This is a genomic window from Paenibacillus favisporus (genome assembly GCF_040545415.1).
In the GTDB taxonomy this organism is placed as follows: Bacteria; Bacillota; Bacilli; order Paenibacillales; family Paenibacillaceae; genus Paenibacillus_AQ; species Paenibacillus_AQ favisporus.
The window spans coordinates 733,032-758,293 of record NZ_JBEPLV010000003.1 but is presented as its reverse complement, the minus strand read 5'-3'; the positions used below and the strand labels follow the sequence as shown (position 1 = coordinate 758,293).

The following is a 25,262-nucleotide window of genomic DNA, read 5'->3' as shown; positions in this document are numbered from 1 at the left end:
TCCCAGCCTCCTTATTTCAACTCAATCACGCGGTCCGGGAACGCTTTGCGCACCAGGTCCAAATTCAGCTTGTCGTTCAGGTTAAAATCCTTTTCAATAATGCCTGTTTCCACCATATATTTTTTCTGGCCGGCTAGCCCGTCGTAAGCCTGCTGGGTGAAGCCGATCTTCCACGGATTTTTCGGCAGATCCTTAAGCGTGGCCTCTTTCGGCTGCTTCACTTCGTCATACATAATGTCGGCCGTTTCGTCTGGATGTGCCTGGACGTAGTCGGAGGTTTCGTCAAGCGCCTTCAGTAGTTGGACCAATTCATCCGGGTGGTCCTGGATCAGTTTGGTGCCGGCGATCAGACCTGTACCGAGCCGGACAGGCGTCTGGGACATATCCGACAGCTCATGCGCTTCGGACAGCGCGGCGAACTTGTCGTTCAGCACCGAGCCGTACACCCAGGCCGCGTCGATCTCGCCCTTTTTCAGCGCCACATACGTTTCGTCAAATCCTCCCTGCCCGACCAGCGTGACGTCTTTCAAGGCAATGCCGTTTTGCTGCAAATAAACGTCCCACAAATAAGGAATGAACGTTCCGCGCGAGTAGCTCAGTTTCTTGCCCTTCAGGTCGGCGGGGCCGGCAATCTCTTTACGGGCGAACATTTTCCATTCGCTTGCGCTCAGATCCGTTGCCGTTCCGGAAGAAGCGAAGATCGCATAGTCGCCTTTGCTGACGGCATTCAACAACGGGAAGTCTGCGCCAAAGGCAATATCCACCTGCTTGATGAACAGGGCGTTGACCCCTTCGGCTGGCGTGGCAAAGTTGACCAGCTCCGCATCAATGCCATGTTTTTCGAAAAATCCTTTTTTTACGGCGACCCGGAAAATCGGGTTGGTGGAAATATCGGCGATTTTCACCTTAAGCTGGTGCCCGCTGTCTTTTCCCGAGGCGGTTCCGCATGCGGTGAGCAGCACAGAAACCAGCAGGACGGCAGCGGTCATTATGCTGATGCGTCGAAACACATGCCTACTCATCTTGATCCCGTTCCTTCCTGACGACTTCGTCCGTGGTCGCTACGCAGAAGGCTCCATCGCCATAGGATACGGTACCCTCAACTTCGACTGCGGTCACGGCTCCACGCGGTGCCGCACCCGGCAGCCGGTAATCGGCTACATCAAGCGGAGCGATTTCCGTCTCCACCGGCTTCTCCAGCTGCGGAATCCATTCATAAGGTACACGGTAAGCGCGGTAAACCATATTTGCGTCTCTGGAGTTTTTATAAGGAGAGATGTATTCCCACACCAGTTCATGCTCCCGCGTGACTTCAAAAATTCTTCCGTCCGCTCCTTCGGTAATCAGCGTATTGCCGTTAGGCAGCCGCTGCGCCGAGCTGATATAAGGGCTGTAAAAGCGATAAGAGTCCAATGGCGCCTGGAATCCGGCTTCGGTCGGCGTGTACTGCCATTCGATCTCCAGCGTAATCGGATGAATCTCCAGAATCCGGGAATGATCGCGGCGCGCCACCTTGACGCCATCCGGCGATTCGGGGTTCGGGCTGCCATAGCCGCCCCAGCCTCCGTTATCGAATACCAGAATATTGCCCTCTCCCGGCAGTCCCTTCGGAATCAGATGGGCATGGTGCTGGCCGATAATCCAGCCGATATGTTTGGTGTCTTCTCCGGAATAGTCCGGGCCGAGCTTCCATACGATGTTCCCGGTCCGTTTATCGATGATCGCGATAATGTTGGATTCCCGCGCGTCCCAAATCAGATTATCCGGATGAAAGCGCTCGTCTCCTGCATCATAGTGCTTATTCGGACCGAGCACCGAGACGGAGTTGATATGCATCCAGTCTCCGGAATGGGTGCCGAACGCCCGGGTATTCGGGTCCCGGTACAGCGCCTCCTTCGCCGCTTCGTCAAATCCAAGCTCTTCAAAGTGATCGCTGACGGCCCATTCCCAGACGACATTGCCCTCCCAATCCACTTCGATGATCATGTCGTCCAGCAGCTCGACGTCCGAAATTTCCGGACGGTTGACGTTTTTATGCGCGAGAATGATCGTATTGCCTGAACCGACTTTCGGATCGGCTCCAGGCACATAATATCCGACCGGATTGCCTTCCCGCTGGTAATCATGATGCTGGCGTGCCATCCACTGCGCGGGATGACCCGGATCCTCGATCCATTCGTACCGGTCGAATTTCCAGACGACATTGCCGTCCCAATCAACCTGTACCAGATTGGCTTCATCCTGGAAACCATATTTGGGATCCCGCTCGGCAGTGCTGCCCAGCACATATCCTCCAGGGAATATTTTGTTCGGGAAACCGCGCAGCCCCTTCCACAAATGCACTTCTCTGCCGTTCATGTCGATCAGCAGTGCCCCGGTGTCAGCTGCCTGGTAGATGGTGTAACCGCTCCATGCCTTTCCTGGTTGGTAAACGGTCGTTCCTGTCGGATAAATGGTTGGATGTCCCATATGATCTGTTCTCCCTTCCCTGCTCACAATGATTTTAATATGAAATAAATCGGTTCGGTCTCTGCGCTGCCTTCCGGTGGCCGGGAGGCGGCTCCTCGGCGTTCTCCGGCAGATGCGCCTGCTTCAGCACGGCGTCGGCAAAGCCTTCCAAATGCCCGTAGAGTCTTTTGAAATTTACGATTTGTTCCTCTAGTTCCTTGGCCGTAAAGCCTCCAAAGATGCGTTCAATCATGTATGTACCTGCGTCCCGGTTGCGTGCAAGCATGTCCCTGCCCTTATCCGTAATGTCCAGGACAACGGATCTGCGGTCGGTCTCCAGGCGCTTTCGCTGCGCGAAGCCGAGCGATTCCAGCTTGTCGCAAACCGCGGTCACCGCGCCTGTGGTGAAATCCAGCCGTTCGGCCAGATCCCCAAGCTTCTGCTCGCCTTCATGCAGAATCGCGTTCAGCACGAGCATCCCGGGAAGGGACACGCCTTCAATCGATACTTTGTCACGTTCCTTGACGAATCTCCGAACCAGCCTACGAAAATGCCAATCGGCTTCCTCCATCAGAAGCCACTGCTTCTCTTCCATATCTCTCCTTTCACCATTCATCAACCACCACCTCGCTCTCCCCATGGAGTAGCGGCCATCCGCATCAACGTGTCTGTTGATATACAAAAAGGCCCCCGAATGCCATCACCGCAAGAAGCGGTATGGATTACAGGAGCCTTTGGTGGACCAATCGGCTGATATTTAGTTTAATGTTAAAATAATGACTACTCATTAAATGAATGTTAATCGATTTCCTTGACGTAAGATTAAACCAATTATTCTCACCTGTCAAGTAGGAATTAAAAATCAATTTTTGTTTTTAATTAATAAACAAATAAACCCTGCTCACAAGAGCAGGGTTGTTCTGTCATAGAGACAGGTATGTCACATGCTATTTTGCGTTTCCGTGCATCGTTATAAATTGTCCGATCCGCGCGGCCGCTTCACGCAGACGCGCCTCCTCCTGAACAAGGGCGATCCGCACATAACCTTCCCCTTCCGAACCAAATCCGTCCCCGGGGATCACGGCCACCCCTGTTTCCAGCAGCAGTTCCCGGGCGAACTGCCGGGAGCTCCAGTGCTCAGCGCTTTCCAGGAAAGCTGCCGGCAGCTTCGCCCAGGCAAACATCGTCGCCTTCGGCTTGGGTACGGCCCAGCCCACCCGCGCGAGCGCATCGATCAGCGCGTCCCGGCGGCGTTCGTACAAACCGGCCACCCCGGCAGTGGACTGAGAGGGGGCCATCGCCTGCTCCAGCGCAGCGATCGCCGCCGTCTGGATCGGTCCGAAGACGCCGTAATCGATGTTGTTCTTCAGCTCCAACAGCGAAGCGAGGACATCGCGGTTCCCGGCCAGAAATCCGATCCGGCAGCCCGCCATATTAAAGCTCTTGGAGAACGAATGGAACTCGACGGCCGTTTCGATTGCACCTGGGGTTTCCAGAATGCTGGGCGGCCGGTAACCGTCAAAGCCCATTTCCGAATAGGCCAGGTCATGGACGATCAACACGTTCCATTTTCGAGCCAAGGCGACAAGCCGTTCAAAGTACGGCCGGTCCGCCGTTGCCGCAATCGGATTACCTGGGAAGTTCAATAGGATAAATACCGCCTGCTCCCAAATTTCGTCCGGGATGCTCTCCAAATCGGGCAGGAAATCATGCTCCTCCCGAAGCGGCAATTCATATGCCTTCACGTCTGCAATGGCCAGCGAACCGGCATAAATCGGATATCCCGGATTCGGGACGATCGCGAGATCGCCGGGATTGCAGATCGCCTGGGCCAAATGCGCCAGCCCGTCCTGCGAACCCATGAGGGACAGCACTTCCGCCTTCGGATCCAGGCGCACATTGAAGCGATGCTCCATCCATGCGGCACATTTCTCCCGGAACGCATCGCTGCCCGCCGAGCCGGGATATGTATAGTTTTTTTCGTCAAGCACAGCTTCGCTTAGGGCGCGGCGCACCGCATCCGTGGGTCCGAGATCCGGGCTGCCGATGCTTAAGTCGATCAGGTCACGACCGGCCATTTCGGCTTCTTTCTTCCAAACAGCCACCTCCGCAAAAATAGAGGAACCTAAACGCGACAGCTTATCGGCGCGCCAAGGTCTGGATGTATGATTCGTCAATTCCGTCCACCTGCTTTTTCCTTTCATTATACCATGCTTTTAAGCGAGGCTCCTTCAGCCCACCGCACCGTTCGACAATTTTTTTATTGACTTGAAAAGCCTTTCATCCTGTAAGATCAAAGAAAAAAACAGACATCCAGGAGAAGAGAGAACCATGACAACTAAAAAAGAAACCATTCTGATCTTTGCCTTCACTTTTGCCGCGTTCGTGCTGGGGACGACCGAATACGTTATCGTCGGCCTGCTGAAGGACATCAGCGTCAGTTTGGGCGTATCCCTGGCGGCCGCCGGCATCCTCGTATCCAGCTTCGCCATCGCTTATGCGGTCGGCACACCGTTTGCCGTCAGCCTCTTGGGACGCATCCCCCGGCATGTGACCATATTGTCGGGCTATGCTGCCCTGCTCGTGCTGAACGCCCTTACGATTTTCGCCGGCAATTTCGCCCTGATGTTTGTGATCCGGGTCATCACAGCCATTTTGTGCGGGTTGACCTTGTCACTGTCCATTGCCGCGGCCAGCGAACACATCCAGGCTTCCCGCCGAGCAGGCGCCGTCGCATGGATCATCGGCGGCTTCTCGATCGCCAACGTCCTGGGCGTGCCGGTCGGCACCTATATCGGCCAGCTGCTCGGATGGCGGGCGGCATTCATCGTCACCTCCGCGGTGGGCATCATTCCGCTGTTCATCATCGCATCGGTTCTGCCGAAAAGCGATACCGTCAGCGTCAGCTCCATGAAACAGCAGTTCGCCTTGTTCGCAAACCGCCGCATCCGGATGGCTTTCTTGATTCCGGTGCTCGGCGTGGGCTCGGTCTTTATCGTCTATACTTATATCACACCTATTCTTGAGAACGTGCTCGGCATTCCGAAGCAGTGGACAAGCGCTGTGCTGCTCGGTTATGGCGGCCTGACCATCCTGAGCAATTGGATCGGAGCCAAGGTAGCCGAAGGGGATTCGAGGTCCAAGCTCAAAATCGTATTTATCGTTCAGAGCCTGATGATGCTGGCCCTTGCCTTGACCCTGAGCTTCACCTGGGCAGCCGTTCTCTGCCTGATGCTCATCGCCTTGTTCTCCTACGCCCTGAGCGCCGCCGTTCAGCTGTATCTAATCGATCTCGCCGACGCATCGGCCGGCGGGTCCAAGGACTTCGCTTCCACCCTGATGCCGGTGGCCTCCAACCTTGGCATCGCCTGTGGCTCCCTGCTCGGCAGCCTGGTCGTCGACAGCATCGGTTTGGCCTATTTACCGTGGGCGGCACTGGCTTTTTCGATCGGTGCTTTTGCCGTAACGGCCCGCTGCCATCAGCTGGATCAAGAGCATTTAAGTATCGGGACTGCCGCCCGGATTCACACGATGTAGCCGTTCGATGTAGCCAATCGACGTACATTCAAAGGAGACAAGCCGCTTTTAGAGGAAGTTTTTCTAGCGAAATAAGGATGTTTGACCTCGGAAGTTCATACTTTCCTATCTCTTAAAAACGCCGCAGCCGGTCGTCCGGCTACGGCGTTTTTTGCGTGTCCAGATCCAGCTTCTCCTCGGTTCCGGTTCCGGCCAGCGGAGAATAGACGCAGCAGTGCAGGTCTTCATTGCCATTAATATGAGCAAACGTGTTGATTTCAAAAGATAATGGCCCAAGGCCCGGATGGTTCAGCACGAAGGGCTGTACCTGCTTCTCCCGTACATCGTGTGAATCCCAGAGCGCCGCAAATTCCGGGCTTTCTTCGGACAACTTCTGGGCAAACGCCTCATACCACGGGTCCCCCTTCGACTGGCCATGATACGCGCGGAGAATGGCGGCGCTGTAACCGGCAAACTCTTCCCAGTTCAGGACGCGTTCCCGCAAATACGGATTCATGAAGATGGACCAGACCATGTTGCGGCCCATGACCGGATCTTCCAGAAAGTCATACAACAGCCGGGGAGCCTGGCGGTTCCAAGCCATAATTTCGGTCCGGCGGTTGACTAAGATGGCGGGATAGCGCAGCTGATCAATGATTTTCTGCAGTCCCGGCTCCAACTTCGGGACGGCAGCCGGCGCGGACCAGTCCGGAAGATCGCCGAATCCCGCCAGCCGCATGACATGCAGCTTCTCGTCAGGAGACAGGAGCAGCGCCCTGGCGATGTTCTCCATGACCTCCCTGGAAGCAGCCACGTCTCTCCCCTGCTCCAGCCATGTGTACCAGGTGGTGCTGACATTAGCGATTTCTGCCACCTCTTCACGGCGAAGTCCGGGGGTTCTTCTTCTGCCATATCCCCCGCTAATCCCGACGTCCGCCGGCTGAAGCTTTTCCCTGCGCGATTTCAAAAATTCCCCGAGCAGATTCCGGGTTTGCATCATTGAAGCAGCACCTCCAAGTTGTACAACGTTCCATGAACTCTACTATTCAGATGATATCATCCACCCCGCCGTAAAAGAAAGCCTCCGCTCCGCATTCAAGCGGGCAAGAGGCTCATATATACGGTTGCAGATGCAGACTTTCAGGCAGGCAAGGGGCTATTCATAGGCTGTAGTCTGACAATACCTGTGGCATAGAACGCCAGAGCAAAGACCTGCCGCGCTTAGCCCATCTGCAGCACCAGTTTGCCCGTCGTTTGGCCGCTTTCGAGCAGACGATGCGCCTCAGAGGCGTCCTCCATCGGGTAAATGCCGTGCACCTCCGAGCGGACCTCTCTGCTGGCGAGCAGCTGCAGCGCTTCCCTGGCCGCCTGCCCAACGCCAACCGGATCATACATGGCATACGCCCCCAAGTTAAAACCGGCGATGCTCTGGTTGCCGAGCCAAATCTCGTTGCTCTGATGCGCCAGCTCGCCTCCGCTGGCGTTGCCCAGAGCGACGATTTGTCCCAGCGGTCTCAGGAGCTCGAGGCTGCGTGCCCGCGTCTCGCCCCCAACCGGGTCAAATACGGCGTCGACTCCCTGTACTCCCGCGATCCGCTTCACTTCGCTCACAAAATCGGAGCGCAGCAGCAGTTCGTCGTATCCGAGTGGTGCGGCCAGTTTGATTTTATCCGGCGAACCTACCGTCCCCAGCACCTTCCCAGCGCCAAACCGTTTGGCGATTTGCCCCAGAAAGCTGCCGAGTCCGCCTGCGGCGGCGTGAACCAGCACCGTGTCCCCCTGCCTTATCCGGTTCACCTGTTTGACCGCGAAGTAAGCAGTCGTCAAGTTGACGATGGAGGCTGCCGCCTCGGCCATATCGAGATCTCCCTCGAGCGAATCGAGCGGAACCGTAAGCTGCGGCGTCACTCTGGCCTGAGTAGCGTATCCGCCAAGCTCAAGCAGCTTCATGGAAGCGACCGGCTGGCCGATCCGGAACCCTTCAACGCCGTCCCCGATTGAGCGGACGAATCCGGACACCTCAAGCCCCGGAATCACCGGAAACGGAAACAGCTCCGTAAACCCGCCTTTGCGGATCAAAATATCCACGAGCCCGACGCCTGCATACGCCACATCCACGATCATTTCCCCGTATCTTGGAGCAAGATCCGGCATTTCCCTGACCTTAAGCACTTCTGTTCCGCCCGCTCTTTCAATGACGATGGATTTCATATAAAGAACCTCCCTGGTAGATGGTTTATGCCGTTATCTTACCAAGGAGGGTATGAGGCAGACAGGTTCAGATTATACGGGTATAAAAAATAACAGGCTACACTCGCGGTTGGATGCGGCTTTTAATGTTCTCGGACAACCGGCTTACGATTTGATGAATCTCCTGGTCTTCACGAATAACCGAGGCGATTTTTTCATGGGCGTGGATGACGGTCGTATGGTCCCTGCCGCCAAAAGCTTCCCCGATTTTGGGCAGCGAGTAATCGGTCAGCTCCCTGGACAGATACATGGCGATTTGCCGGGGAAAAGCTACGGCTCTTGTCCGTTTCCGTGCTTTAAAATCCTCGATGCGCAGACCATAATAATCTCCCACCCGCTCCTGGATGTCCTGGATCGAGATCATTTGGGGACGCGACTGTGAAATCATATTTTTTAATGCTTCGGCTGTCATATGCACGGTGATGTCCTGGTTCACGAGCGAGGAATAAGCGATGACGCGGATGAGAGCCCCTTCGAGCTCACGTACGTTCGTATGAATATGGCTGGCGATGTATACCATCGCTTCGTTCGGAATGTCAAGATGCTCCGCTTTCGCCTTCTTGCGCAGAATAGCGATCCGGGTCTCCAGATCCGGGGGCTGAATATCCGTGATGAGTCCCCATTCAAAGCGGGAACGCAGCCGTTCCTCCAGGGTGGGGATTTCCTTGGGCGGACGGTCGCTGGAAATGATGATCGCCTTCCCCATTTCTTTAAGGGCGTTGAAGGTATGAAAAAATTCTTCCTGTGTCTGCTCCTTGCCGGCGATAAACTGGATGTCGTCGATCAGAAGCACGTCGATGTTGCGGTACTTGTTACGGAAAGCTTCGCCGCGGTTGTTCATGATGGCATTGATAAACTGGTTGGTGAACTTTTCGGAGGATAAATAGAGCACCTTCGCCTGCGGATTGTGCTCCAGCACATAGTGGCCGATCGCCTGCATCAAGTGGGTTTTCCCCAGGCCGACGCCGCCGTACAAAAACAGCGGGTTATACGCCTTGCCCGGCGCCTCCGCTACAGCCAGTGCAGCTGCATGGGCAAAACGGTTGCCGAGTCCGACGACGAACGTATCGAAGGTGTATTTTGGGTTCAGCATGGCGGCAAAAGCTGGATCGTTCAGGATATTATCCTCTATGAGGGCAGCCGGTTCGGGTAATGCGGATCTTCTCTCGGTCTCCAGCTCATCCTGGGTAATGATATGAAGCTCCGGCTGAGTATCCATGCATTCGCGAACCGCTGTCAAAATGAGCTTGGTATACCGATTCTCCAGCCATTCCTGCGTAAACGTGTTGGGCGTGCTGATCGTCAGGACGTTATCCTGCAGACTGACGGCCTTCGTCGATTTCAGCCACGTATCATAGCTGGGCTTGCTGATCTTCTTTTGAATCATGGACAGGACCTGGTGCCACAATTCTTCGACTTGCCTTTCCACGGGCGCTCAACTCCTTATACTTCGGTAAAACGAAATGATCATCCCGGCGGGCTTACGCAAAAAAGCATCCGTTCTTCCCTGCAAATGCTGTTCCTGGAACCATCGCAGTAAAGGGATGCCTTAGATCATCATGCTTATGTACAAGCTGCTATTTTCTATTCTAGCATATCCGGGAGCCTCCAAGAAATATGGACAGCTCCCGAAAATGCAATCTGTCAGTTCCCCATGCCGGTTATGCTCTATGAAATAATCAAGGAGCACTCCTAAGGATACCTGACTCTATCTGCGGCTCATCGCGATCGGATAATGTTTGACGCCGAAGACAAAGGAGCTTTGGATCGGCTGGAGTTCAGCGTCCGCGGCTCTGCGCAGATCCTTGAATCTATCGAGGAGCGCCTGAATCGCAATTTTCCCTTCCAGCCTGGCCAGTGGAGCCCCAAGACAGAAGTGGATACCGAAGCCGAACGTCATATGCGGGTTCGGTTTGCGGTCCAGACGGAAGCCGTCCGGGTCGTCGAACCGGGACTCGTCGCGGTTGGCGGCCCCAACCCAGGAAATGACCTGCGCTCCCTGCTCAATCGTATGCTCTCCGATTTGTACCGTCTCCGCGGCTTTGCGTCCGATCGCGATGATCGGCGGGTAATAGCGCAATACTTCTTCTATAAAGGAAGGGATGAGGTCCGGCGCTTGATACAGCTGCTCCTGCAGCTCCGGTCTTTCGGTCAGCACGCGCACGCCATTGGTGATCAGGTTTGTCGTCGTCTCGTTTCCGGCAGCCAGCAGCAGCACGCAGAAGCTGATAATATCCCTTTCCGACAGCTTCTCTCCTTCGATTTCAGCGTTCAGCAGCGCAGTTACGAGATCTTCCTGCGGCTCTTCAGCCCGCTGCGCCATAATTCCTTTAAAATACTCGGACAGCTCTCCCATCGCTTTCATCCGCTTGTCGGTAATCCGCTGGAATGCTTCGTCGGTGAGGTCGTCGGCACTTTCCACGAGAATATCGGACCAGTGCTTGAACTTGTTCCGGTCTTCCTTCGGAGCACCCAGCAGTTCGGCAATGACGATGACCGGCAGCGGAGTGGCGAATTCGCCGGAAATGTCCATGGCTCCATCCGTTACCGAATCGAGCAGCTGCTCGGCGATGGACTGGATACGGGGGGTCAGCTCTTGAATCGCCTTGGGCGTAAACGCTTTGCTGACCAGGTCGCGCATTTGCTTATGCTTGGGCGGATCCATAAACAGAATGGAACCGCCCGCGCCTGCTCCACGCTGAGAGGAGAATGTTTTCGGATCCTTCAAAATGCGCTGCACATCTTCATAGCGGAAGACGTCCCAGCAGTTTCGGCTGCTGTCGTAGCGCACTGGCGTTTCTTGTCTAAGCTGGCGGAGGATATCAAAGGGATATAACATTCGGTCCGGGGTCGAAACCTCGGCCATGTTCAGCATGTTGGCGTATTTTTCCTGGATCATCGAGTTCAAATCCTTTCCTCAAGTATCGTGCAATCGTGTGCAAATTCTGCTGCATATACTTATGCAGGTTCTTCTGAAGGCCGTCGTTCACGATGTTCGGCAGCTTGCAAACAACGGTCTAAAAAAATGATAGCACGATTCAAATGGGAGTCTCGACTTACCCAGGATGTATTTTTGGGAGGTACTAAAGCATTACATGCACCTCTATTCGTACGGATGATCCGGATGCAGACACGGCCAAAAGGGCCATATAGTTTGTGTTACCCAAAAAAACAGAGTCCGGAAGAATCATTTTCCCCGTGAAGCCCGATTTGCCGGCATCCAGGGGACCGATGTCATCGATCCCTACGTCTTGTTCAGACGCGTTGCCGAAAACGCCTGACGGTACTCCGTCGGTGTAACGCCGGAGAGACGCTTGAACCATTTAATAAACTGCTTGTCGTCTTCGATGCCGACCCTGTCCGCAATTTCCTTGATATGCAGCTTGCTCGACACAAGCAGCTCCCTTGCCGCTTCCAGCCGGATCCGGTGAATATAATCCCTGAGCCCCGTACCGAATCTCTGCTTGAACATCCGGGACAAATAGTTGCGGTTATACCCCATGTGCATCGCGACCCGGTCGACGGACATATGCCTCTCGAGGGCATGCAGCCGGGTCCATTCCAGCAGCTCCGACAGCCGGGGGTCCATCGCTTCAGATGCGCCCGCATCCTGCAGCTGCTCCGCCAATTCAATCAGCAGCGACGTCAGAAAATAGTCCCCCGCCTGCTTCAGCCGGTATCCCCCGCTCGCCGCGTGCAGAAGCTGCCTGGCCAAAATGTGAACGCGGCTCGGTTCCGGGCAGTGCGCATAATGAGGTATGGCCCCGTCCGGCTCTCCGCCCGTCTCCGGAGGAAGCAAAAAATGAAACCAGTAAAATGAAACGCCGGGGGAAGACAGCCTGTATCCACGATGCTTCTCACCCGGCCGCAGCAGCAGCATGTCTCCTGCCTTCACTTCGTACAGCTGGCCGCCGGCTTCGAGAAAGACCACCCCCGCAACACCGATAATCAGCTCATAATCGGAAATGGTCCGTTCCATATGGGACCAGTCCTCATCGCTGACAAATTGTCCACCCATTTGGAGCTTGTAAGGTTGTTGTAGATAAATAGGCAGCATGACAATCCTCCTGCTCGACTGTAAAAATCAATTTAGTGGGCTAATGACACTTTTTATGCACGTTCCACTACCGACAATCCTTGGCTTGATTCGATATGATAAAGCTGCAGATGATGATGTTAGGAGTGAACGAAAACTTGTCTACCAAAAATGCGCCAACCCATCCACAGCCGCTTGATTTGAAATCCGTCCGCATCACCGATTCCTATTGGTCCAATCATGTGGATCTTATCAAGCATACCGTGATTCCCTACCAGTGGGAAGCCCTGAATGACCGTGTTCCCGATGCTGAACCCAGCCATGCGATCCGCAACTTCCGGATTGCCGCAGGACTCGAGGAAGGAAGCTTTGCCGGATTCGTGTTTCAGGACACCGACCTGTACAAATGGCTGGAAGCGGTCGGGTATTCGCTCGCCCAATCCCCAGACTCCGATCTGGAAAAAGTCGCCGACGAAGCGATCGAACTGATCGGAGCCGCACAGCAGGAAGATGGTTACCTGAACACATATTTTACGATTGACAAGCTCGATCAGCGCTGGACCAATCTGATGGACTGCCACGAAATGTATACGGCCGGCCACCTGATCGAAGCAGCGGTCGCCTATTTTTACGGAACAGGCAAAACCGAGCTTCTCGACATTGCGCGCAAGATTGCCGACCATATCGATGACCGTTTTGGGCCGGAAGAAGGCAAAATCCGGGGTTACGACGGTCACCAGGAAATTGAGCTTGCCCTGGTCAAGCTGTACCATGCTACAGGCGAAGTTAGATACCTGAATCTAGCCGGCTTTTTGATCGATGAACGCGGGAAGGAGCCGAATTTCTTTGAGGAGGAATTTGAACGGCGGGGCCGGATTTCGCACTGGGCACCCGGTGTCGTTCAGAAGGGTCCTGTAAATCTTGCCTACCACCAGGCGCATAAGCCGGTGAGGGAACACGAAGTCGCGACAGGCCATGCGGTAAGAGCCGTCTATATGTATACGGCCATGGCCGACCTGGCTCTCCTTAAGGGAGACAACGCTTTGCTGGAAGCCTGCCGCCGCTTGTGGGACAACATTGTGCAAAAGCAAATGTATGTCACAGGCAGTATCGGGTCCACGCATCACGGTGAGGCTTTTACGTTTGATTACGACCTGCCGAACGACACAAACTACAGCGAAACCTGCGCATCGATCGGCCTGATCTTTTTTGCCCAGCGGCTGCTTCAGAATGAAGTGAAGGGCGAATACGCCGATGTGATGGAGCGTGCGCTGTATAACACCGTAACCGCGGGGATTGCCGGCGACGGCAAGCATTATTTTTACGTGAACCCGATGGAAGTGTGGCCGGCGGCCAGCGAAGGCAATCCAGGCAAGCGTCACATCAAGCCGGTCCGGCAAAAATGGTACGGCTGCGCCTGCTGCCCGCCAAACGTGTCACGCCTCTTGTCCTCGCTCGGTCATTACATTTATTCGGCGAGCGACGAGGCACTCTTTGTGCATCTGTATATTGGCAGCCAAATCAGCCACGAGGCGGCCGGCCGCAGCGTTCAGCTGGACATGGAGAGCCGTTTGCCTTGGGAAGGCAAGGTTCGCCTGAACGTGCAGGAAGCGGATGGCGCGGGTGACTTCACGATCGCACTTCGTCTTCCCGGCTGGTCTGCCGCAAGCGCGATCCGCGTGAATGGCCAGCCTGCCCAGTACGAGCTGCGTGACGGCTATGCCTATATTCGCCGGGACTGGCAGGCCGGTGACGTAGTTGAGCTTGAGCTTGATATGCAGCCACGGCGGATCTACGCCCACCCGAACCTGCGCGCCAGCAGCGGAAAGGTTGCGCTGCAGCGCGGCCCGCTCGTCTACTGCCTGGAGGAGACCGACAACGGAGCCACGCTCGCTTCTCTAAGTCTGCCGGCAGATGCAGAGCTGCAGGTCGTCATGGACGAATGGCGCGGAGGTGTCGCCGTAATCGAGGCGGATGGCCTTCGAACCGGCACGCCGGCGGAAGCGCCGAACGATCTCTACAGCACGTCGCGGCCGCAGCTGGAACAGCAGCGCCTCCGGGCCGTCCCGTATACGCTATGGGGCAACCGGGAACCTGGCGAAATGACGGTTTGGATTCGCGAAAGCTGATGTTCATCAACATGCCGCAAGAAGGCATTGCAGCACAAAAAACGCTCCAGATACGAATCTGGGGCGTTTTTTTCTTCTATATATCGTTTCCTGAATGTGTGAAAGCATAGTTAAGTCAAACTTGCGGCAAGTTTGTCGAGAGACTGGTTCATGCCCGTAACCGCGTTGTCGGCCATTGGACCCGGGCTCCAGTTGGACTCCCTGATGATCAGCTCGGTTTGTTCGCCCTTCGAGATGAAATCAATGACGAAATCGACCACAGCCGGGAAGTCCTCCGGCATGCCGACATCGGAAGGCTTAACTGCGTTTCCTTCCGCATCGGCCAGAACCTGTGTAAATTCAAGACGCTGCTGCGGAACGATTCGTTTGTACACTCCCGCAGAGTAATAATCCTGCCCGCCGAAGGATTCCGGTGCGCGCATGCAGAACAGGTAGCTTCCCCCTTCGCGAAGATCGATCTTGCACGATGGTGAGCTGAAATGGGCAGGCCCCCACCATTTCATGACCAGGCTCGGATCCGTCCAGGCATCCCAGACCAAATCGACCGGATAATCAAACACACGGGTAATGACGAGCTCCTGCTTGCTGGCATGATGATTCATTTATTCATTCTCCTTTATTTTCATGATTCGCCTGATTGGCTTTTCGTTTGGCCATCTCTTCAGCGAGCACACGGTCCATGGCATTAAGTCTTCCATCCCACTGCTGCCGGATGGCTTGTGCCCAATGCTCGAGTTCTTTGACCGGATCGATGTTCAACGAGTAGATGCGCTGCTGCGCCCTTTTCTCAACCCGGACGAGCTGCGTTTCCCGAAGGATTTTCAGATGCTGAGAAATGGCCTGCGGGCTTACATCAAAACGTTCGTAGATCTGTGTGGCGGATAGTTCGGGATTCCCGGCCAGCAATTCGAGGATGCCGCGACGTGTTGGATCTGCCAGTGCGGAAAACGTATCATTTGCCATAAGATGAAGCTGTCTCCCCTCCCTCTTCTCGAATCCGCCCTGCGGCGGTCTGCCTCTGTGTTGAGCGAAGTTTAGTTTGTTCATGTAGTTATCTGGACTGTTACGTTGGTGAACCCAAGGATCATCAGGTAAAAGATGGTTCAGCTCTCTCTGTTGTTATAATAAACCATTTCCTTAATAAAGTAAATACTTAAATAAAAAAATTGACCTTCGCTAATCCCAGTCTTGTTCCCTTGAAAACGGGTCATTTGATAAGAGAAAAAGCCTGAATATCCAGGCTTTCAATCTGCGTACCTTGTAGTTATTTTCTCAGAATAGGGGCATTCTACAGTTCGCCTTGGCCACGAAAATACTCGATAATAAATGAGCGAAACAGGTCGGCGGAAGGAGGAAGCTTCCGGTCCTCGACCCAGGCCAGTCCAATTTCCCTCCGGCAGTAAGGCTCCGTCACGCGCAGCCGCTTGACCTTTCCATGTTCAATACCCGAAAAAGCCGGGATGATCGTAACTCCAAGTCCTGCGGAGACAAGCCCTGCGGCCGTCATAATATCATCGCCCTCAAACCGGATGTTCGGCTCAAAACCGGCTTCACCGCAAAACCGTTCCATCAGCGTCCGGACGCCATAACCCGGCTTAAAGGATATAAACGGTTCGCCCGCTACCTCTTCCAGCCGGATCGATTCACGTTCCGCAAGCCGGTGATCCGCAGGCACGTAGACGTACATTTCTTCCTCAACGAGCTTGTGCCAGACGACACCGGGCTCTTCGCCGAATGGACCGATAATGCACAGGTCCACCTCGCTTCGCAGCAATTTCGGCAGAATAACCGTCGTCGGGTTTTGATACAGCGCGAATTCAACGTCCGGATATTTGCGGTTGAAGCTTGCGATGACATCCGGCAGCATGTGAACGCCAAATGACATCAAAAATGCAATCGAGACCTTGCCAGCAAACGGATCGTGGAACTGCCGGATCTCTTCGATCCCATCCTCAATCTCCTGCATAGCCCGCTCTACTCTAGCCAAAAACAGCTTTCCTGTTTCATTCAGCTGAACGGATCGGCCATGCCGGTCAAACAGCTGTACCCCAAGCTCTTTTTCCAGCTTCGTCATCGACCGGCTCAGCGCCGGCTGGGAAATAGCCAGCTGCTCCGCCGATTTGATGAAATGCTCCAGCCTGGCCACGACGCGGAAATACTCCAGCTGCTGCCATTCCATGGTTGCCTGCCCTCTTCCCAATCCCTCATAACCCAGAGGCATTAATTTGATAATTTTAATTCATTATACAACATAAGCGAACCAGGCGTATACTTAGGGACGTCACCGAAAGAGGAGTTTACAGAACTTAATAAAGAGAGGCGTTTACCGTGCAGTACATTCAAATCGGTACCCGTGCCTATTTCCGGGTACTGGTCAGCATGCTATTGGGCAGTCTGGTCACTTTTGCGATCCTGTACAGCCCGCAGCCTTTGATCGGCACGTTTACGAAGGAATTCCACGTGTCCCCTTCCAGTGCCAGTTTCATCATTTCTTTCTCAACGATTACATTAGCGGTCACCATGCTGTTTGTCTCCCTGCTGTCTAATGCCTGGGGGCGCAGAGGCGTCATGAGCGTGTCGCTGTTCGTTACATCCGTGCTGGCTATGGCTTCTTCGTTCAGCACGAACTTTCATCTGCTGCTGGCCGCCAGGCTGCTCGAAGGCGTCAGCCTTGCGGGCTTTCCGGCCATCGCCATGACTTATCTCAACGAGGAGATCGAACCGCGCAGCATCGGGCAGGTCATGGGATTCTATGTGGCAGGCACTGCGGTAGGCGGTTTTGCAGGAAGGGTTATCATCAGTCTGATCACCGATTTTTTCAATTGGCATATTGCGATGTTTGTCCTAGGCTTGGTCAGCCTTCTATGCAGTGTGATGTTTTGGCTCTACCTGCCCAAATCAAACCACTTCAAACCGGTCAGCATTTCGCTGCACCACTGGGTCGACGGCTTCCGGAACGGATTTGCAAACACCCGGCTCCTGTGCCTGTACCTGATCGGGTTTCTGCTGCTCGGCGCGTACGTTACGCTGTTTAACTATATCGACTTCCCGTTGTCCCAGCCGCCTTATGAGCTGAGTCAAACGTTGATCGGATGCCTGTTCGTCTTCCAGTTGATCGGCTCCTGGTCCTCCGTCTGGTTCGGTAAGCTGGCTGACCGTTATTCACGTGCCGGCTTGATTGCCAGCGGCCTGGGCATGCTTCTTGTCGGTGCCCTGCTCATGCTGGCGGGCAACGTGGTCTTTATGATCACAGGCATGATTCTGTTCGCATGCGGCTTCTTCGCGGGACACACCGTTGCCAGCGGCTGGGTGGGCAAAGCGGCACCGATGCGCTATAAAGCTTACGCTTCATCCCTTTACCTGCTCTTCTACTACACGGGGTCCAGTCTGGTAGGCTGGTCCGGGGGATTCTTCCTGTCCGGTTTCGGCTGGAACGGGGTGATTGGGATGATCATCGCGTTAATAGTGGTCACCGCGCTGCTGCTTCTGTACGTAACTCGGTCTTCCCGGCAGGAGCGGCACGGCAGCGAAGCCAAACCAACTGCCCTGTAATCAAACCAACTGTTTTGTAATCAATCCCAACCGATTGTAATGAAAACGGCATGCCTCCCATGTAGACCATGGGAGAGCATGCCGTTTTTTTATGATAGGGCCGCGATCTTGCTTACGGATTCCAATTCATCCCCTGAACTGGCAACCCAATCCGCTTCAAAACATTAGATCCAACATAGAGCCGGTCACCGATCATCATGCTGTCAGCACCCGTGACAGTCGCTGTTCCCTCTGGCCCTTTTAAGGTAAAAGTGCTGCTGCCCATTTTTCCAGCCACCTTCTGCTGTATCACTTCCAGACCTGCCTGCTCCATCAGTTCCCGTACAGGAATCATCGTGCGTCCGTTTTGAATAAAGGCAAAACTGAGATATACTACCTTGCCGCCAATCGTGGCTCTTGCAGTGATCTGATCACGAATTTGAATGGGTGTCACAGGCAAGTTTTGTGGTTGTAAATCGGCAGGGGGCTTGGTCGATGCGTTTGGCATAGGTGCCTGGTAGCTCTGAATTGCCAGGTTGGAAAACTCCTTGAAATCCTGTTCCGTTGCCTTGCGTGCTTTTCCATTGGACAGCGTTATGACTTCGCTCGGACGATTCGGCTGATTATATCTGACAAGTAGGCGTCCACCTTCGACATCATAGTAGCCGAGGCTCGCATAGACAAGATGCTTCCTAATTCCCGTTGCCGGATTCAGGATCAAAATTTCATTCATCTTGGCTGAGGAGCTATACTGAACGGCGAGCACACGTCCGTCCGGCATCGGGATAAATCCTGGACGTAATGGTGCACCATCAACTTCCTTAATCACGCCGTCTCCGGTGCGCAAAAATACACTGAAATAAGATGTGGAATACCAATTCTGCTGTGCATCCTGACCCATCTCATAATTTTTGATATAATGCAGACCGCTCCGGTTATCCTTACTGCCAGTGAAAAACACTCCGGTGGTTCCCGTCCCTTGGGCTGGATCAAATACAGTCGAAAACAGCCCATTCAAATAATTACCGAGACCTTTGCCAATCAAAACGGGTCTCCCCAGATCATAGTCCCAAGTTACGGAGATGCCTTCTTCCAGAGCATTCCATTTCCCATTAGCGTCGCGGAATATTGTGCGGTTATAAAATTGTTCTCCGTCATAAGCGGACGCATCGTAATAGGCACGTCCCGTGCCCTTATCATAAAATTCAGCCCTGAAATCCCATTTGAGTTCGGGTGCCTGCGTTGCTTGGGAATCGGAAACTCCTTTACTCTGTGCACGATCCGCTTGTACTGCAGCCGCAGGCGCCTCCTCCGCCTGTACGCTGGGGCTTGGCACCACCGCCGTACCCGCCGCAGTCAGCAGCGCTGCAAACAACAACGAGGCCTTCCGCTTGTGCTTCTTGTTCATCGTTGATTTTCTCCTTTCACTATGTAATTCCTAGTTTTTCGGATTGAGTAACCATTAGATGGATCTATGATCAATCCCTTTTTCAAAGATGAGCCAATCTCCATATCCCCCCCTCATTTAATTAGGGATTCCAATTCACCCCCTGCACCGGCAGGCCAATCCGCTTCAAGATATCAAAGCCAATAAAGAGCTGGCCACCAGTCATCATAGGGTCAGTCGGCGTTAAACTTACGCTGCCCCCAGGTCCTTTCAAGGTAAAAGATGTGCCGTCCGCTTTTCCAGACACCTTCGTTTGCTTAACCTCCAGGCCTGTCTGCTCCGCCAATTCGCGAACGGGGAACAGAGTCCGGCCGTTTTGGACAAAAGCAAAGGATAAATTCACCGCACGACCGCCAATCGCAGCTCGGACCAAGATTTGATCTTGAGATTGGATCGATGTCACCGGCAAATCCTGTGGCTGCAAATCAGCTGGAGGCACAGTAGTAGAGTCGGGCATCTTAACGCGATTACCTTCGGCCATGCTGATGCTCTCAAACTCTTTCCAATCCTGTTCAGTGGCCGGGCGCTGCTTACCGTCGGCTAACGTATACACCGCGTGTGGGCTTACCGTTTTATTGAGGGTGATGAGAAGCCGCCCCCCTTTTGTGTCATAGTATTCTGGTCGGCCATATGTCACGTGCTTCTTCTTCCCCGTTTCGGTGTTGATGATCAGTATTTCATCCGGTTTATGAGGAACGCTGTACTGGACCGCAAGTGCATTTCCGTCCGACATCGCCTTAAAACGCAGACGGTTAGGCACGCGCTCGATCTCGCGGATCACTCCGGAACGGGTTCGAAGGAGCAGGCTGAAATCGGAAGCAGTATACTCCTTTCCCTGCGCGTCCTGCCGCTTGTAATAGTTTTTTATGTAACGAAATCCATGCTGGAGGTCCGAGCCGCCTGCAAAATATACCCCTCTCGTCGCAGTCTCCTTGGATGGGTCATATACGGTCGAGTAGAGCCCTTCCATAGGATCGCCGTATTTCGTCCTGTCCACGACCGGTGTTTCCAAAGTGTAGTCCCGATGTATCGTTACGCCTTCTGCAAACGCATGCCACTCCCCCTTCGGATCCAGATAGATGGTGCGACTGCTCATTTGGTCGGCGGTGGCGGAGTAGTAGGAATAACCGGTTGCCTGATCATAAAACGAAGGGCTAAATTTCCATTTGATCGCCGACTTTTGGACGGGCACCTGCGCCGCCTGTCCAGTTGCGGATGGGTTCTGAATGCTCAGAGCCTGATCCTGAACTGCTAAATCCTCTGCCGCTACATAAGGACTGGGTAACACCGTAACGCCCAAAATCGCCAGCATTACGGCAGACCGTGCAAAGGTGCCAAAGTGGCGCTTTTTATCCATAACTATTTCATCTCCCTGCCCCTTGTATCAAATATGTATCATCTTTGTCCGGTTTTCGATCCGGATCGAACTACATGTTTAACGCTTTTTCGTTAGTGAAAGTTGCCGATTTTTGCAAACACTGTAACCTCACCAGTTCTAAAGATTCAGAATCGTTCAGAAAAGAAAAATGAGGAGCCTACGCTTGCTCGCAGACTCCTCATTTGACGTCGCTTAACACGACAATTCATTTCAATATCCTTCTATTTCAGCGTTTTCACCCACTTCAGCAGCACCGCTGCCTGATCCGGCGTCAGCTTCTTGCCGCTTTGGGCAGTAACCTCCTGCTCGAACGCGGACAGCTGTTCCTGTGCCGCTTGAGCCTGATCACGTCCGGCAGAAGCCTTGGCCGCCAGCAGCTTCGCGTTCAGCGACTCGGCAAAGTCGGCATCCCCAGGCAGGAACGAACGCACAAGCGCGCCCAGACTGTCGTACGTTGCCGTAATCTCGAATGAAAACTCCTTTGTGCTTTCATTGCCTGCGGCATCTTTAGCCGAAGCCGTGATCACGTTGGTGCCAGGCTCCAGCTCATATGCGGGTCGGTCTGTCCCGATGCACGGTTCCGATGCGACACCGGATAAGCTGTCGGACGCCGCGCACTGAATGGACACCTTCTGTTCTACCGTATAGGCTGCTTCCCCGGTAAACGTAATTTCAGGTGCCGTTTTATCGATCTTGACCGTAAGCTCACGCGCATCCTCCTTGTTGCCGGCCTGGTCCTCGGCCGAATAGGTCACCGTCGTGACTCCTTCGGCAGTCACATTGAAGGATGCGGTTGCTCCTTCTACTCGAACCGGTTCAAGCGAACCCGCTCCGCGGGCAGCATAGGTTATGGCGGCCACGCCGCTGCCCTCGTCCTCCGCCTGGATTTGCACGGATGCGTCACGGTTCAGCCAGCCGCTCTCGCCTGCAGCGGGCGATACCTCGGCCGCAGACACAGGCGCTGCCTGATCCACCGGTTCAGGCGCCCCTTCAACGGACAGGGAGAAGTCGTCATAATATGCCGACGCCATGTTGTAGCGGCTGACCACTGCGATCAAGCGGGCGTAGGCCGCATTGTCGGGAGCCGTGGCGTTTAGCGTCACGGTCTGCCACTGGGCCAGCCGGCTCTCGTCCAGATGGATCTCCTGCGTTGCCAGTGTTTGATTACTGCTGTCAAAGAAGCGCAGCATCGTTCCCGGCTGTCCCGATTCGATATACACCTGGACTTTGGACGTGTATTTCTTGCCCGGTTCAACGGTGATCTTATCGCTTTGCAAGGCGACGGATCCCGTACGGGTATTATCTTTCAGCTTCAGGCTGGCACTGCCGGAGGAGCTCCGGTCCGTGCTGACCGCGTAGCTCAAATCGGAACCGGTGGCAAACAAGGACGTCCAACCTGGGATCGCAGTACCATTCACGGCATCCTCAAATCCTGGATTTTTAACCGGAAGCGGAATGCCAGGTGGCTGCTCGACAATTTCCCCATCGACCTCAATCCGGTACATGATCGTATTCGTGGCATTGTCCGTAAAGTAGATGTTGCCGTCCTTGCCGAGCTCGAACCGGGCGGCATTGGTGATCGTGCGCGATTCCAGCGTTTGCGGATCGATGACCGTCAGTTTGTTGTTGAACAAAACGTACATAAGACCGTCTTCCGACCAGCGGATCATGTGATGAGCCCACTGCGTATAGCTAACGCCAGACTGCACCTTTTTGCTCTTTACAACCTGATACGTATTTGGATCCAGCGCAAACACGTATTCATACGCCGCGCCCCAGATCAGTCCGTCCGGACCTACGCTCAAATCGCCGATGAAGACCGGTTTATCGAGTCCGGCGATCCGAAGAGGGAATTCCGTGATCTTCTGCTCGGTCTGGGTGTCCCATACGAATATTTTCGCTTCATCCGCCGATGGCTCCGAACCGAGTCCCCCGCGAATCGTCGTCGATCCGAACAATTTGCCGTCTTTATAGGCAAGGCTCAGGACGCTTTGATCCTGCACGACGTTGCGGTGAACGCGGCTTTCCCCCGTAGCGGGATCATATACCGTAACCGATCCGCCAAGGGTACCGTAACCCGGGATGGTCGCGATATAGAGCTTGCCGCCTCCCGATGTCATATTCACCAGGCGTTCCTGCCCATTTTCCAGGACGAACGTCTTCTTCGGGTTTTCTGTCCCCGGCGGCTGAGTCATGTCGTATTCGAACAGCGCTCCTTCAGGATAGACGCCCATATACATTTTATCGCCGAGCGGATACACGCTGTCTGCCTGACCGATGGAGAATGCCGAGGAAGTCAGGGTATTCGGGTCGATAATCGAACCCCGGCTCGTTTGTACCCCGGTGACGAACAGTTTCCCGTCCGGCGCGGACTGGATCCGGTTCACCACGCCCGGCAATCCCGGAACGACGGATGGCATCAGGTGCACTTGCTTGGTCTCGATGTTCATGATCGCCACTCCACCGTCATAGCGGACGGTAACCAGGTTTTTACCCGGGAGGTCGGGATTGTTCGGAAACTCTACCCAATCGGCTCCCCGGAATCCGCTGTTGTACTCCATTCCTGTTTCGCTGACTTCATGCGTGGCAAGATCGAAGGTCTTCAATTTTTTGTCGGACATAAAATAAATTTTGCCGTCCAAGGAATCGGTCTCGTGCAGTCCGGTCACGTTGTCCAGCACCGTATCGAGCCAGGAACCGGTTTGTGTATCATAAATGTACGCCGGACCCGGTACACCGCTGCCATCCGTATAACGGGCGAACAGGTAGCGGTTGTCGATGGTGTCTAAATCGTATACCGTATCGTCCCCTTCCGGAACATTCAAGGACGCGGCAATGTCCGTCTTCTCGCCTGTCTCCAGGTTAACGCGGACAATCTGATGATGCGCCGTTCCCGCATAAATGTTACCGCCCTGATATGCGATGGAGCGGACATATTCTTGGGCAATGTTACCGATCACGCGGCCATAGTCCTTGGTTTGGCCGGTGGCTGGATCGTACTGAATCACCTTGCCTCCAGGATAAGTACCGACGTATACCCGGCCCGCCTCATCCGTTGTGATGCAGATCGGCCACGATTCGCCGGCAAAGGAGGCGGCCTGTTCCACGGTATGCGTCACCGGAGAATATTTCCACAATCTGGCCCCGCTGCCGTCGGCCGCGACGTACAGCGTGCCGTCCGGCGCAACTGTATGCGCCCATGAGCTCTCCGAGGGCGGGATCGGAATGCTGCGCAGCAGCTTGTAATCCTCCAGGTCAATGACATTCAGCTGGCCCGGTTTCCCTTTAGACACGGTATACATGACCGGCCGTCCCTCTTCATAGCCTACGGTTCCGTTAAAAATCGAAACGGTGTAGTTCAGCGGCGGCAGCAGCTCTTCCGGGCTGCCATACACTTTCTGTGACAGACGGCTGTCTTCCGCCTTTGCCGTGCCGCTGCCTCCCCATCCAGTCCAGCCTGTTAACAGTACAACACATGCCAATAGTGCAAACCATGACTTCCGCATTCACACATCCTCCTTCAGGATTCGTATTCGAGAATCGTTCCCAGACAATCCGTAGGATTCAAATAGTTGGCGTAAGCCGCTTCCGCTTCACCTAGCGGGTAGCGGTGCGATATGAGCGGCAGTACCGATATCCGTCCTTCTGAGAGGAGGCGGACGTATTCCGCAACGTTTCTGCCCTCGGTCCACCGCACATAACCGATCGGATAATCCCGGTTATCCTTCTCGTACCCGCTGTCATATCTGCCGGGTCCGCCGGCCCTGGAGATGAGCACCTGCGCCTCCTTGCCGAACATCTGACCACGGGAAAACGTAGTGGTCAAGTCACCGACAACCACGATATTGCCGCGGTCGCGAATCCAGGTGAGCGACCGGTTGATCAGCTCCTCCCCCGGTCCCCCTGCGCACAAGATGACACTGTCCGCCCCATGGCCGTCCGTGAGGATCTGCAGCTGCTCCTCAAGCTGTTCCTGCCGGTTATATGCGTGACGGATTCCTTGTTCCTGCAGCATCAGTACGCGCTGCGCGTTCAAATCGAGCGCTGCGACGCGAACTGCAGCCGCTGAAGCGATTTGGGCAATGATCTGGCCCAGAATGCCAAGTCCCACGACCACCGCCGACTCCCCGAACCGCAGATCCGCTGTCCGCAGGGCATGAATAGCTATCGCCCCAAGGCCCGCAAAAGCGGCTTCCTCCGGCAGGACGTGGTCCGGTACCGCGGCCACCAAATTGGACGGAACCGTGAGACGTTCCGCATGCCGGACGTAAGGGGCTCCATAGCATGCCACCCTTTGACCGGGCAGCAGGCCGGTCACGCCTTCGCCGATTTCCTCGACGATGCCGGCCGCGCTGTACCCGAGCAGGGACGGATGATCGCCTCCCTTTTTCAGAAAAGACAGCTCCGTGCCGGGACTAATGGCCGAATATTCGGTCCGGATCCGGACATGCCCCCTCTCCAGAGGCGGGTCTTCCGTATCCGTGACTACAATGCTTCCTCGTAATGCGGCAACGGCTTTCATGATGA

19 protein-coding genes are annotated in these 25,262 nt (G+C 54.6%); 3 read left to right on the top strand and 16 right to left on the bottom strand.

The window, feature by feature from the left end; translation table 11 throughout:
* Positions 1-11 precede the first annotated feature (11 nt).
* The 4 genes from ABID47_RS16565 to ABID47_RS16550 all read right to left on the bottom strand — a co-directional run bounded on the left by ABID47_RS16565 (position 12) and on the right by ABID47_RS16550 (position 4,652).
* Positions 12-1,022, bottom strand: coding sequence for an ABC transporter substrate-binding protein (locus ABID47_RS16565; RefSeq protein ID WP_354498272.1), 1,011 nt, complete (start codon positions 1,020-1,022; stop codon positions 12-14).
* Positions 1,015-2,469: an aryl-sulfate sulfotransferase gene (locus ABID47_RS16560; RefSeq protein ID WP_354498270.1), complete on the bottom strand. Its 1,455-nt coding sequence runs from the start codon at positions 2,467-2,469 to the stop codon at positions 1,015-1,017. The genes ABID47_RS16565 and ABID47_RS16560 overlap by 8 nt, the downstream gene beginning before the upstream one ends.
* A 34-nt stretch (positions 2,470-2,503) precedes the next feature.
* Positions 2,504-3,043: a MarR family winged helix-turn-helix transcriptional regulator gene (locus ABID47_RS16555; RefSeq protein WP_435530640.1), complete on the bottom strand. Its 540-nt coding sequence runs from the start codon at positions 3,041-3,043 to the stop codon at positions 2,504-2,506.
* A gap of 352 nt (positions 3,044-3,395) precedes the next feature.
* Positions 3,396-4,652, bottom strand: a complete 1,257-nt coding sequence (locus ABID47_RS16550) for an aminotransferase class I/II-fold pyridoxal phosphate-dependent enzyme (RefSeq protein ID WP_354498266.1) — start codon at positions 4,650-4,652, stop codon at positions 3,396-3,398.
* Positions 4,653-4,779: 127 nt separating this feature from the next.
* Here ABID47_RS16550 and ABID47_RS16545 point away from each other — a divergent pair, with 127 nt between their 5' ends.
* Complete coding sequence (locus ABID47_RS16545) at positions 4,780-5,985, top strand: MFS transporter (protein ID WP_354498264.1); 1,206 nt, start codon at positions 4,780-4,782, stop codon at positions 5,983-5,985.
* A 139-nt stretch (positions 5,986-6,124) separates the two neighbouring features.
* Here ABID47_RS16545 and ABID47_RS16540 read toward each other — a convergent pair whose 3' ends face one another.
* The 5 genes from ABID47_RS16540 to ABID47_RS16520 form a co-directional block, all read right to left on the bottom strand.
* A complete protein-coding gene (locus tag ABID47_RS16540; RefSeq protein WP_354498262.1) occupies positions 6,125-6,964 on the bottom strand; it encodes a helix-turn-helix transcriptional regulator in 840 nt (279 codons plus the stop codon).
* Between the two features lie 221 nt (positions 6,965-7,185).
* On the bottom strand, positions 7,186-8,175 hold the full coding sequence (locus ABID47_RS16535) for a quinone oxidoreductase family protein (RefSeq protein WP_354498260.1): 990 nt from the start codon (positions 8,173-8,175) through the stop codon (positions 7,186-7,188).
* A gap of 97 nt (positions 8,176-8,272) precedes the next feature.
* On the bottom strand, positions 8,273-9,643 hold the full coding sequence (gene dnaA, locus ABID47_RS16530; protein WP_354498258.1) for a chromosomal replication initiator protein DnaA: 1,371 nt from the start codon (positions 9,641-9,643) through the stop codon (positions 8,273-8,275).
* A 279-nt stretch (positions 9,644-9,922) separates the two neighbouring features.
* Positions 9,923-11,113 (bottom strand): cytochrome P450, encoded by a 1,191-nt coding sequence (locus ABID47_RS16525; RefSeq protein ID WP_354498256.1) that lies wholly within the window; start codon positions 11,111-11,113, stop codon positions 9,923-9,925.
* 345 nt (positions 11,114-11,458) lie between these two features.
* The gene (locus tag ABID47_RS16520; protein WP_145134158.1) at positions 11,459-12,271 is read right to left on the bottom strand and encodes a helix-turn-helix domain-containing protein; all 813 of its coding nucleotides are present in this window, start codon (positions 12,269-12,271) and stop codon (positions 11,459-11,461) included.
* Positions 12,272-12,408: 137 nt separating this feature from the next.
* On the opposite strand from ABID47_RS16520, the gene ABID47_RS16515 reads away from it, so the two are divergent.
* The gene (locus ABID47_RS16515) at positions 12,409-14,379 is read left to right on the top strand and encodes a glycoside hydrolase family 127 protein (protein ID WP_354498254.1); all 1,971 of its coding nucleotides are present in this window, start codon (positions 12,409-12,411) and stop codon (positions 14,377-14,379) included.
* A 110-nt stretch (positions 14,380-14,489) separates the two neighbouring features.
* On the opposite strand, the gene ABID47_RS16510 is transcribed toward ABID47_RS16515, so the two are convergent.
* The 3 genes from ABID47_RS16510 to ABID47_RS16500 form a co-directional block, all read right to left on the bottom strand.
* Positions 14,490-14,981: an SRPBCC family protein gene (locus tag ABID47_RS16510; protein ID WP_354498252.1), complete on the bottom strand. Its 492-nt coding sequence runs from the start codon at positions 14,979-14,981 to the stop codon at positions 14,490-14,492.
* 4 nt (positions 14,982-14,985) lie between these two features.
* Entirely contained in the window at positions 14,986-15,342 is a 357-nt protein-coding gene (locus tag ABID47_RS16505; protein ID WP_076166780.1) for an ArsR/SmtB family transcription factor, read from the bottom strand.
* A gap of 325 nt (positions 15,343-15,667) precedes the next feature.
* Positions 15,668-16,558 (bottom strand): LysR family transcriptional regulator, encoded by an 891-nt coding sequence (locus ABID47_RS16500; RefSeq protein ID WP_354498249.1) that lies wholly within the window; start codon positions 16,556-16,558, stop codon positions 15,668-15,670.
* 149 nt (positions 16,559-16,707) lie between these two features.
* Between ABID47_RS16500 and ABID47_RS16495 the strand changes: the two genes are divergently transcribed.
* Entirely contained in the window at positions 16,708-17,931 is a 1,224-nt protein-coding gene (locus ABID47_RS16495; RefSeq protein ID WP_354498247.1) for an MFS transporter, read from the top strand.
* 112 nt (positions 17,932-18,043) lie between these two features.
* On the opposite strand, the gene ABID47_RS16490 is transcribed toward ABID47_RS16495, so the two are convergent.
* The 4 genes from ABID47_RS16490 to ABID47_RS16475 all read right to left on the bottom strand — a co-directional run bounded on the left by ABID47_RS16490 (position 18,044) and on the right by ABID47_RS16475 (position 25,257).
* Positions 18,044-19,318 carry a hypothetical protein gene (locus tag ABID47_RS16490; RefSeq protein ID WP_354498245.1) on the bottom strand — a complete coding sequence of 425 codons (1,275 nt, stop codon included), beginning with the start codon at positions 19,316-19,318 and terminating at the stop codon, positions 18,044-18,046.
* A gap of 121 nt (positions 19,319-19,439) precedes the next feature.
* Positions 19,440-20,714 carry a hypothetical protein gene (locus ABID47_RS16485; RefSeq protein WP_354498243.1) on the bottom strand — a complete coding sequence of 425 codons (1,275 nt, stop codon included), beginning with the start codon at positions 20,712-20,714 and terminating at the stop codon, positions 19,440-19,442.
* A 242-nt stretch (positions 20,715-20,956) separates the two neighbouring features.
* Complete coding sequence (locus tag ABID47_RS16480; protein WP_354498241.1) at positions 20,957-24,241, bottom strand: OmpL47-type beta-barrel domain-containing protein; 3,285 nt, start codon at positions 24,239-24,241, stop codon at positions 20,957-20,959.
* A gap of 14 nt (positions 24,242-24,255) precedes the next feature.
* Positions 24,256-25,257: a zinc-dependent alcohol dehydrogenase gene (locus ABID47_RS16475; protein WP_354498239.1), complete on the bottom strand. Its 1,002-nt coding sequence runs from the start codon at positions 25,255-25,257 to the stop codon at positions 24,256-24,258.
* Positions 25,258-25,262 lie beyond the last annotated feature (5 nt).

What these genes read in the sequence shown, in the direction of transcription:
- ABID47_RS16535 (WP_354498260.1), bottom strand. Translation starts at nt 8,175, where the DNA reads ATGAAATCCATCGTCATTGAAAGAGCGGGCGGAACAGAAGTGCTTAAG.
- ABID47_RS16540 (WP_354498262.1), bottom strand. Translation starts at nt 6,964, where the DNA reads ATGATGCAAACCCGGAATCTGCTCGGGGAATTTTTGAAATCGCGCAGG.
- ABID47_RS16555 (WP_435530640.1), bottom strand. Translation starts at nt 3,043, where the DNA reads ATGGAAGAGAAGCAGTGGCTTCTGATGGAGGAAGCCGATTGGCATTTT.
- ABID47_RS16550 (WP_354498266.1), bottom strand. Translation starts at nt 4,652, where the DNA reads ATGAAAGGAAAAAGCAGGTGGACGGAATTGACGAATCATACATCCAGA.
- ABID47_RS16510 (WP_354498252.1), bottom strand. Translation starts at nt 14,981, where the DNA reads ATGAATCATCATGCCAGCAAGCAGGAGCTCGTCATTACCCGTGTGTTT.
- ABID47_RS16565 (WP_354498272.1), bottom strand. Translation starts at nt 1,022, where the DNA reads ATGAGTAGGCATGTGTTTCGACGCATCAGCATAATGACCGCTGCCGTC.
- ABID47_RS16505 (WP_076166780.1), bottom strand. Translation starts at nt 15,342, where the DNA reads ATGGCAAATGATACGTTTTCCGCACTGGCAGATCCAACACGTCGCGGC.
- ABID47_RS16560 (WP_354498270.1), bottom strand. Translation starts at nt 2,469, where the DNA reads ATGGGACATCCAACCATTTATCCGACAGGAACGACCGTTTACCAACCA.
- ABID47_RS16500 (WP_354498249.1), bottom strand. Translation starts at nt 16,558, where the DNA reads ATGGAATGGCAGCAGCTGGAGTATTTCCGCGTCGTGGCCAGGCTGGAG.
- ABID47_RS16525 (WP_354498256.1), bottom strand. Translation starts at nt 11,113, where the DNA reads ATGATCCAGGAAAAATACGCCAACATGCTGAACATGGCCGAGGTTTCG.
- ABID47_RS16475 (WP_354498239.1), bottom strand. Translation starts at nt 25,257, where the DNA reads ATGAAAGCCGTTGCCGCATTACGAGGAAGCATTGTAGTCACGGATACG.
- ABID47_RS16520 (WP_145134158.1), bottom strand. Translation starts at nt 12,271, where the DNA reads ATGCTGCCTATTTATCTACAACAACCTTACAAGCTCCAAATGGGTGGA.
- ABID47_RS16480 (WP_354498241.1), bottom strand. Translation starts at nt 24,241, where the DNA reads ATGCGGAAGTCATGGTTTGCACTATTGGCATGTGTTGTACTGTTAACA.
- ABID47_RS16545 (WP_354498264.1), top strand. Translation starts at nt 4,780, where the DNA reads ATGACAACTAAAAAAGAAACCATTCTGATCTTTGCCTTCACTTTTGCC.
- ABID47_RS16490 (WP_354498245.1), bottom strand. Translation starts at nt 19,318, where the DNA reads ATGAACAAGAAGCACAAGCGGAAGGCCTCGTTGTTGTTTGCAGCGCTG.
- ABID47_RS16485 (WP_354498243.1), bottom strand. Translation starts at nt 20,714, where the DNA reads ATGGATAAAAAGCGCCACTTTGGCACCTTTGCACGGTCTGCCGTAATG.